Annotated in this window: 6 protein-coding genes; 4 read left to right on the top strand and 2 right to left on the bottom strand. The window is 66.0% G+C overall.

What is annotated here, in order from left to right:
* The first annotated feature begins 223 nt into the window (after positions 1–223).
* Positions 224–1,309: a Spy/CpxP family protein refolding chaperone gene (locus tag WCE35_RS02820; RefSeq protein ID WP_424591823.1), complete on the top strand. Its 1,086-nt coding sequence runs from the start codon at positions 224–226 to the stop codon at positions 1,307–1,309.
* Positions 1,310–1,346: 37 nt separating this feature from the next.
* Here the strand turns inward: WCE35_RS02820 and WCE35_RS02825 are convergent, their stop codons facing one another.
* Both WCE35_RS02825 and gtdA read right to left on the bottom strand, forming a co-directional pair.
* Complete coding sequence (locus tag WCE35_RS02825; RefSeq protein ID WP_424591824.1) at positions 1,347–2,321, bottom strand: ketopantoate reductase family protein; 975 nt, start codon at positions 2,319–2,321, stop codon at positions 1,347–1,349.
* A 132-nt stretch (positions 2,322–2,453) separates the two neighbouring features.
* A complete protein-coding gene (gene gtdA, locus WCE35_RS02830) occupies positions 2,454–3,494 on the bottom strand; it encodes a gentisate 1,2-dioxygenase (RefSeq protein WP_424591825.1) in 1,041 nt (346 codons plus the stop codon).
* A 113-nt stretch (positions 3,495–3,607) separates the two neighbouring features.
* On the opposite strand from gtdA, the gene maiA reads away from it, so the two are divergent.
* From maiA to WCE35_RS02845, 3 genes are read left to right on the top strand one after another with little or no spacing between them, the layout of a single operon-like run.
* Complete coding sequence (gene maiA / locus WCE35_RS02835) at positions 3,608–4,240, top strand: maleylacetoacetate isomerase (protein WP_424591826.1); 633 nt, start codon at positions 3,608–3,610, stop codon at positions 4,238–4,240.
* Positions 4,230–4,739 carry a MarR family winged helix-turn-helix transcriptional regulator gene (locus tag WCE35_RS02840; protein ID WP_424591827.1) on the top strand — a complete coding sequence of 170 codons (510 nt, stop codon included), beginning with the start codon at positions 4,230–4,232 and terminating at the stop codon, positions 4,737–4,739. Before maiA ends, WCE35_RS02840 begins: the two co-directional genes overlap by 11 nt.
* A complete protein-coding gene (locus WCE35_RS02845) occupies positions 4,739–5,929 on the top strand; it encodes a 3-hydroxybenzoate 6-monooxygenase (protein ID WP_424591828.1) in 1,191 nt (396 codons plus the stop codon). The genes WCE35_RS02840 and WCE35_RS02845 overlap by 1 nt, the downstream gene beginning before the upstream one ends.
* The last annotated feature ends 33 nt before the right edge of the window (positions 5,930–5,962 follow it).

Here is a 5,962-nt window from a genome sequence, read left to right on the forward strand (position 1 = left end):
GCATTTTGGCGGTGGCGCGCATTTTGGCGGTGGTGGGCATTTCGGCCGTGCGCACATCGGCGGTTCGCACATCGGCGGTGGGCATTTCGGCCGTGCGCATTTCGGTGGCGGGCGCCATATCCGCAGCAGGTCGTTTGCGCGGCCGGGTTTCAGCCGCAATCGCAGTTTCGCGGTCCGAAGCACAAGATCCAATGCGCTGAACTCCCGCGCGCTTGCCCGTACGATGCGCAACACAACTGCGCTGCGCAATCCCGGCTTTCGCGCCCGGATCGCCGCCAGCGCGGCGACCGCCGGATGGCACCACGGCCGGGGCGGAAACGGATGGTGGCGACACCGTAATGGCGGATATGGATGGATCGGGCCGCTGTTCTGGCCGTTCGCTTATTTTGACATTTATGACTATGCGGTCTGGGGCGGCGGCTTTGGCGCGCCGTTCTGGGGCTATGGCTATGATGACATCTACGCCGGCATGTTCTCGCCCTACGGCTATGATGATCTTGCGTTCTATTTGCCGCCACGTGCCTCGTCGGCACCCGGCAGCCCCGATGCAGCGCCCGACCGGCTGATCCAAATGTGCGGTGACGACAGCGGCGATATTGTCGGCCTGCCGATCGACCTCATTCGGCAGGCCGTTGAGCCGACTGAGGCGCAACGTGCCGCGCTCGACGATCTCGCCCGCGTATCCGTCACCGCCGCGCAGAACATCAAGGCAGCCTGCCCGACAAAGCTATCGCTGACGGCGCCGGGCCGGCTGGCATCCATGGAGCAACGCATCGAGGCGATGCTCGCGGCGGTCGCAACGGTACAGCCATCGCTGGATAAGTTCTACAGCCTCCTTAACGATGAACAGAAGGCGCGGCTCACTGCGCTTGGTGAGAACCAGCGCCGGAAAATCGCCGCAAGGAGGGGCAACAGACCGGTTGTTCAGAGTTGCGACGTTGCGCAACCGGCCGAGCTGAAATGGCCGGCCGAAGAAATCGAAGCGAGGCTGCGCCCGGACGACGCCCAGCGTGCGCGTCTTGCCGCGCTCCAGGACGCGAGCGCGAGGGCGGCGGACATGCTGAAGACCGCGTGCCAGCCCGACGATGCGGTCACGCCACCGGCACGGATCGCGGCCGCGGGCAAACGGCTCGATGTCATGCTGCAAGCGGTCAGGCTGGTGCGCGCGGCGCTCGGCGATTTCTACGGAACGCTGAGCGACGAGCAGAAGGCCCAATTCGAAGCGATCGGTCCGCGGCGAACTGCGTTGTCGGATCAGCCCGACAGGGCGCGGAGACATTCCCGCAGACACCGCGCTTTCAGCTTTTGATGGCCAGCCTGTTCACTGCCAGCCTCGGGTCTGACGCTCAACCCCGGTAGAGCCCCTTGTCGCGCGCCTGACGGATCGCCAGCGCCGCCGGCATGTCGAGCATCGGCGTCGACAGTCCAGCGGCCCGCGCAAATGCCGCGGGCGCACGCACCAGCACGTCGATCTCCATCGGCCGACCGAGTTCGTAGTCCTGCAGGATCGAAGGCTTGTGGTCGGGCGCGGGGCCGGTGCGGGTAGCGCGCTTGACGTCAGGAAAACAGCTTCGGGCGATGCTGTTGGCCTCGTCGAGCAGGCGCGGCACCACGTCGCGCAAGTCCGGGTCGTCCCTCACGCCCCGGGCGGTCTGCCCGGTCAACAGGCACAGCACCGACATCGACATGTTGGTCAACAGCTTGGTCCAGATCGTTTCCCGGATCCGCGCGACCGGCGGCGAGGCGATCGAGGCCTCGTTGAGCGCGTCGCGCAGCCGCGCGATCCGCTCGCTCGGACGGTCGTCGCATTCGCCGACCAGCAGCATGTTCCGGTCGGGGGAGAGATTGGCAACGACGCCTGGCGCGCCGATTTCGTTGGAGGAAAAGATCACGCCGCCGACGATCCGCTCCCGCGAAATCGCGGCGCGCAGCCGGCCGCCGGGATCGAGAAAGCCGAGATCGGGCGGCGGCGGATGATCAGCCGGCAGGCCGAGATCGTACCACCAGGGAATGCCGTTCTGGGCAAACACGATTCCGGTATCGTCGCGCAGCAGCGGCGGCAAGCCGGTCGCGAGCGCGGCGATCCCGGTCGCCTTCAGCGTGCTGACGACAAAATCCTGCGGGCCGAGGTTGGCCGGATCGTCGGATGCCCTGACCTTCGTCCTGAATTCGGCATCGCCGACCCGAAGCGCCAGGCCTTTGGCCTTTACGGCTTCAAGATGCGGCCCGCGCATCACGCAGGACACGTCGTGTCCGGCGAGCGCCAGCCGCACCGCCAAATGGCTGCCGACGGCGCCCGCGCCGAAAATGCATATGCGCATGGGTGGAGGGGGTCCAGCTGGAGGGTCCGACGGTGGGAACGATCTGTCGATGAGGCGATGTGGCTGAAGCCCTCCTGAAAACCAAGGCCTGTGGCTATGGGTCCCGGCGTTCGCCGGGACGACCAGAATTGATCACGCGTTGCCCCGATCTTCGCGGAACAGATCGAGCTTCTGCTGCACCGGGCGGTCGGAGAAGCTGAACAGCACCGCATCCTCGTCGGCCTCGTGGGTGACCCAGTGCCAGCTCGGCACCACGAACAGGTCGCGCGGGCCCCACTCGAAGGTCTGTTCGCCGATCCGCGAGCGTCCCTTGCCTTCGATCGCGGCGAACACGGTGGCGTCGGTCGCGCGGTAGCGCGCGGTCTTGAATCCCTTCGGCAATAGCTGGATGAAGGTGCCGATGGTCGGCATCGCGAAATCGCCGGTCTCGGGATTGGAAAATTTCAGCTTCAGCCCGTGGCAGGCGTCCCACGCGCCGCTGGCCCTGGCCTGTTCCAGCGCCTCGCGGGTATGGCTATAGGGATAGTTGAAGATCGGCGAGGTTTTTGAGCTGCGCCGCTGGTCGACCGGCAACAGATTGTGGCCGTAACGGGCAAAACTGTCGCCGGGGGGTTTTGTGATCTTCTGCTGGTCCTCGTCCGATCCCTCCGCGAAGGAGGCATCGAAGAACTGCACCATCGGGATATCGAGCCCGTCGAGCCAGAACATCGGCTCCGAGGTCTCGTTGGAATGGTCGTGCCAGGTCATCGACGGCGTGATCACGAAGTCGCCGGGCGCCATCGCGGTGCGCTCGCCGTCGACGGCGGTGAACGCGCCCTTGCCCTCGAGCACGAAGCGCAGCGCCGACTGGCTGTGCCGGTGCGCCGGCGCGATGTCGCCGGGGACCACCATCTGCACGCCGGCAAACAGCGAGGTCGTGATCTTGGACTGGCCGCGCAGGCCGGGGTTTTCCAGCACCAGCACCCGCCGCTCGGCTTCCTTGGCGGTGATCAGCCGGCCGGCCTCCGTCATGTAGTCGCGGATCGAATCGAATTTCCACAGATGCGGCCGGCACGCGCTTTTCGGCTCCGGCGTGATGAGGTCGCCCATCACGTTCCAAAGTGCTGCGAGATTTTCACTGTCGATCTTCCGGTAGAACGCCTCGCGTTCCGGGGTCTTCTGCACGGCTTCCATGGTCGGCCTCCCGTTATCGTCGTCGCCGGATTTAATTGACAGTATACTCACAATGTGGCTAGCGTCAATGAAACCGGCCGGGGCGCCAACGATAGAATCACGGGGAGGGTCCGATGAAGCTGCACGGCTATTTCCGCAGCAGCGCGTCCTACCGGGTCAGGATCGCGCTGAACCTGAAGGGTCTCCGCGCCGAGCACCTGCCGCACCACCTTCGCAAGGGCGAACAAAACGCCCCGACCTATCTCGCGATCAACCCGCAGGGGCTGGTGCCGGCGCTGGAGAATGATGCGGGCGCGATCCTCACCCAGTCGCTCGCCATCATCGAATGGCTGGATGAGACCCATCCCGAGCCGCCGCTCTTGCCGAAAGATCCACTGCGGCGCGCCAAAGTCCGCGCCTTCGCCATGGCGCTCGCCTGCGACACCCACCCGGTGCAGAATCTGAAAGTGCTGGCCCGGCTGCGGCAGCTTGGCGTGCCTGAGGAAAAGGTGACGGAATGGGCGGCCTGGGCCAATCGCGAGGGGCTCGCGGCTTGCGATGCGTTGATCACGCGCGAGCCCGGCCCGTTTTGCTTCGGCGCCGCACCGACGCTGGCCGATCTCTGCCTGGTCCCGCAGCTCTTCAATGCGCGGCGTTTTGGCGTCGATCTCGCAGCCTATCCGCGGCTGATGCAGGCCGAAGCCGCCGCCAAAGCGATGAAGGCGTTCACTGAAGCCGCGCCGGACCAACAGCCCGATGCCGAGTAAGCCCGCGCCGATCACGATGGATGCGGTCTACACCGCGCCCGGCTATCTGTTTCGCCGGATGCAGCAGATCGCGGTCGCGATCTTTGTCGAGGAATGCAAGGCATACGACCTGACGCCGGTGCAATATGCGGCGCTGGTCGCGATTCACACCCATCCCGGCATCGATGCGACGCGGCTATCGGCGGTGATCGCCTTCGACCGCTCCACGCTCGGCAATGTGATCGAGCGGCTGGAGGCCAAACATTATATCGAGCGCAAGCCGGCGCGGGAGGACAAGCGGGTCAAGCTGCTCTATCTCACCAGATCGGGCGCAAAACTGCTGCGCGACATCATGCCCTCGGTCGGGCGGGCGCAGGCGCGGATGCTGCGGCCGCTGAAAGCGGCGGACCGCAACACGCTGCTGGCGCTGATGACCCGGCTCGTCGATCTCAACAACGAGGCTTCGCGGGTGCCGTTGCGCGCCGAAGACGCGCTCGAACATCTGGGAAAGTCCAACTGATGGCATCGGCCGACGATCGTCCCGTCCTGATCGCCGGCGGCGGTATCGGCGGTCTTGCCGCGGCGCTGGGCCTCGCGCAAAAAGGCATCCGCTCGATCCTGCTGGAAAAGGCCGCGGCGCTGGGCGAGATCGGCGCCGGCATCCAGCTTGGCCCGAACGCGTTTCATGCCTTCGACTATCTCGGCGTCGGCGAGGCCGCACGCGGCATGGCCGTCTACATCGACCAGCTCCGGCTGATGGATGCGCTGACCGCCGAGGAGATCACCCATATCGATTTGCGCGAGGCGTTCCGCGCGCGCTTCGGCAACCCCTATGCGGTGGTGCATCGCGGCGACCTGCATGGCGTGTTCCTGCGCGCCTGCGAGCGACACGAATTGATCGAGCTGCGCGTCAGCAGCGAGGTGTCCGGCTACGACCAGGACGGATCGTCGGTGACGGCGCGGCTCGCCAATGGTGCGCGCGTCACCGGGCGGCTCCTGATCGGCGCCGACGGCCTGTGGTCCAACATCCGCAGGCAGGTCATCGCGGACGGGCCGCCGCGCGTGTCCGGCCACACCACCTATCGCTCGGTGATCCCGACCGAAGAGATGCCGGAGGATCTGCGCTGGAACGCCGCGACGCTGTGGGCCGGGCCGAAATGCCACATCGTGCATTACCCGCTGTCGGGCTGGAAGGTGTTCAACCTGGTCGTCACCTGTCACAATGACGCGCCCGAGCCGGTCGCCGGCAAGCTGGTCGCCGACGACGAGGTCATGCAGGGTTTTGCGCACGTGCATGAGCGCGCCAAAGACATCATCCGTCACGGCAGGAACTGGCGGCTGTGGGTGTTGTGCGACCGCGATCCCAGTGAGCGCTGGGTCGACGGCCGCGTCGCGCTGCTCGGCGATGCCGCGCATCCGATGCTGCAATATTTCGCGCAAGGCGCCTGCCAGGCGATGGAGGACGCGGTGTGCCTGTCGCACATGCTGTCGCACCACGATGATGACGCGGCCGCGCTGGAAAAATACCGCGCCCGGCGTTTTCCGCGCACCGCGCGCGTGCAACTGCAATCCCGTGCCATCGGCGAGCATATCTATCACCCATCGGGCGAACACGCCCGCTTCCGCAACGCCATCATGCGCGCGACGACGTCGGAGCAGTATTACGGCCATCTCGCCTGGCTCTATGGCGGCACGGGGCTGGCGGGCTGATCTTACCTCCCCCGCTTGCGGGGGAGGTCGACG

Origin of the sequence: Bradyrhizobium sp. (assembly GCF_049691595.1) — a bacterium.
GTDB lineage: Bacteria > Pseudomonadota > Alphaproteobacteria > Rhizobiales > Xanthobacteraceae > Bradyrhizobium.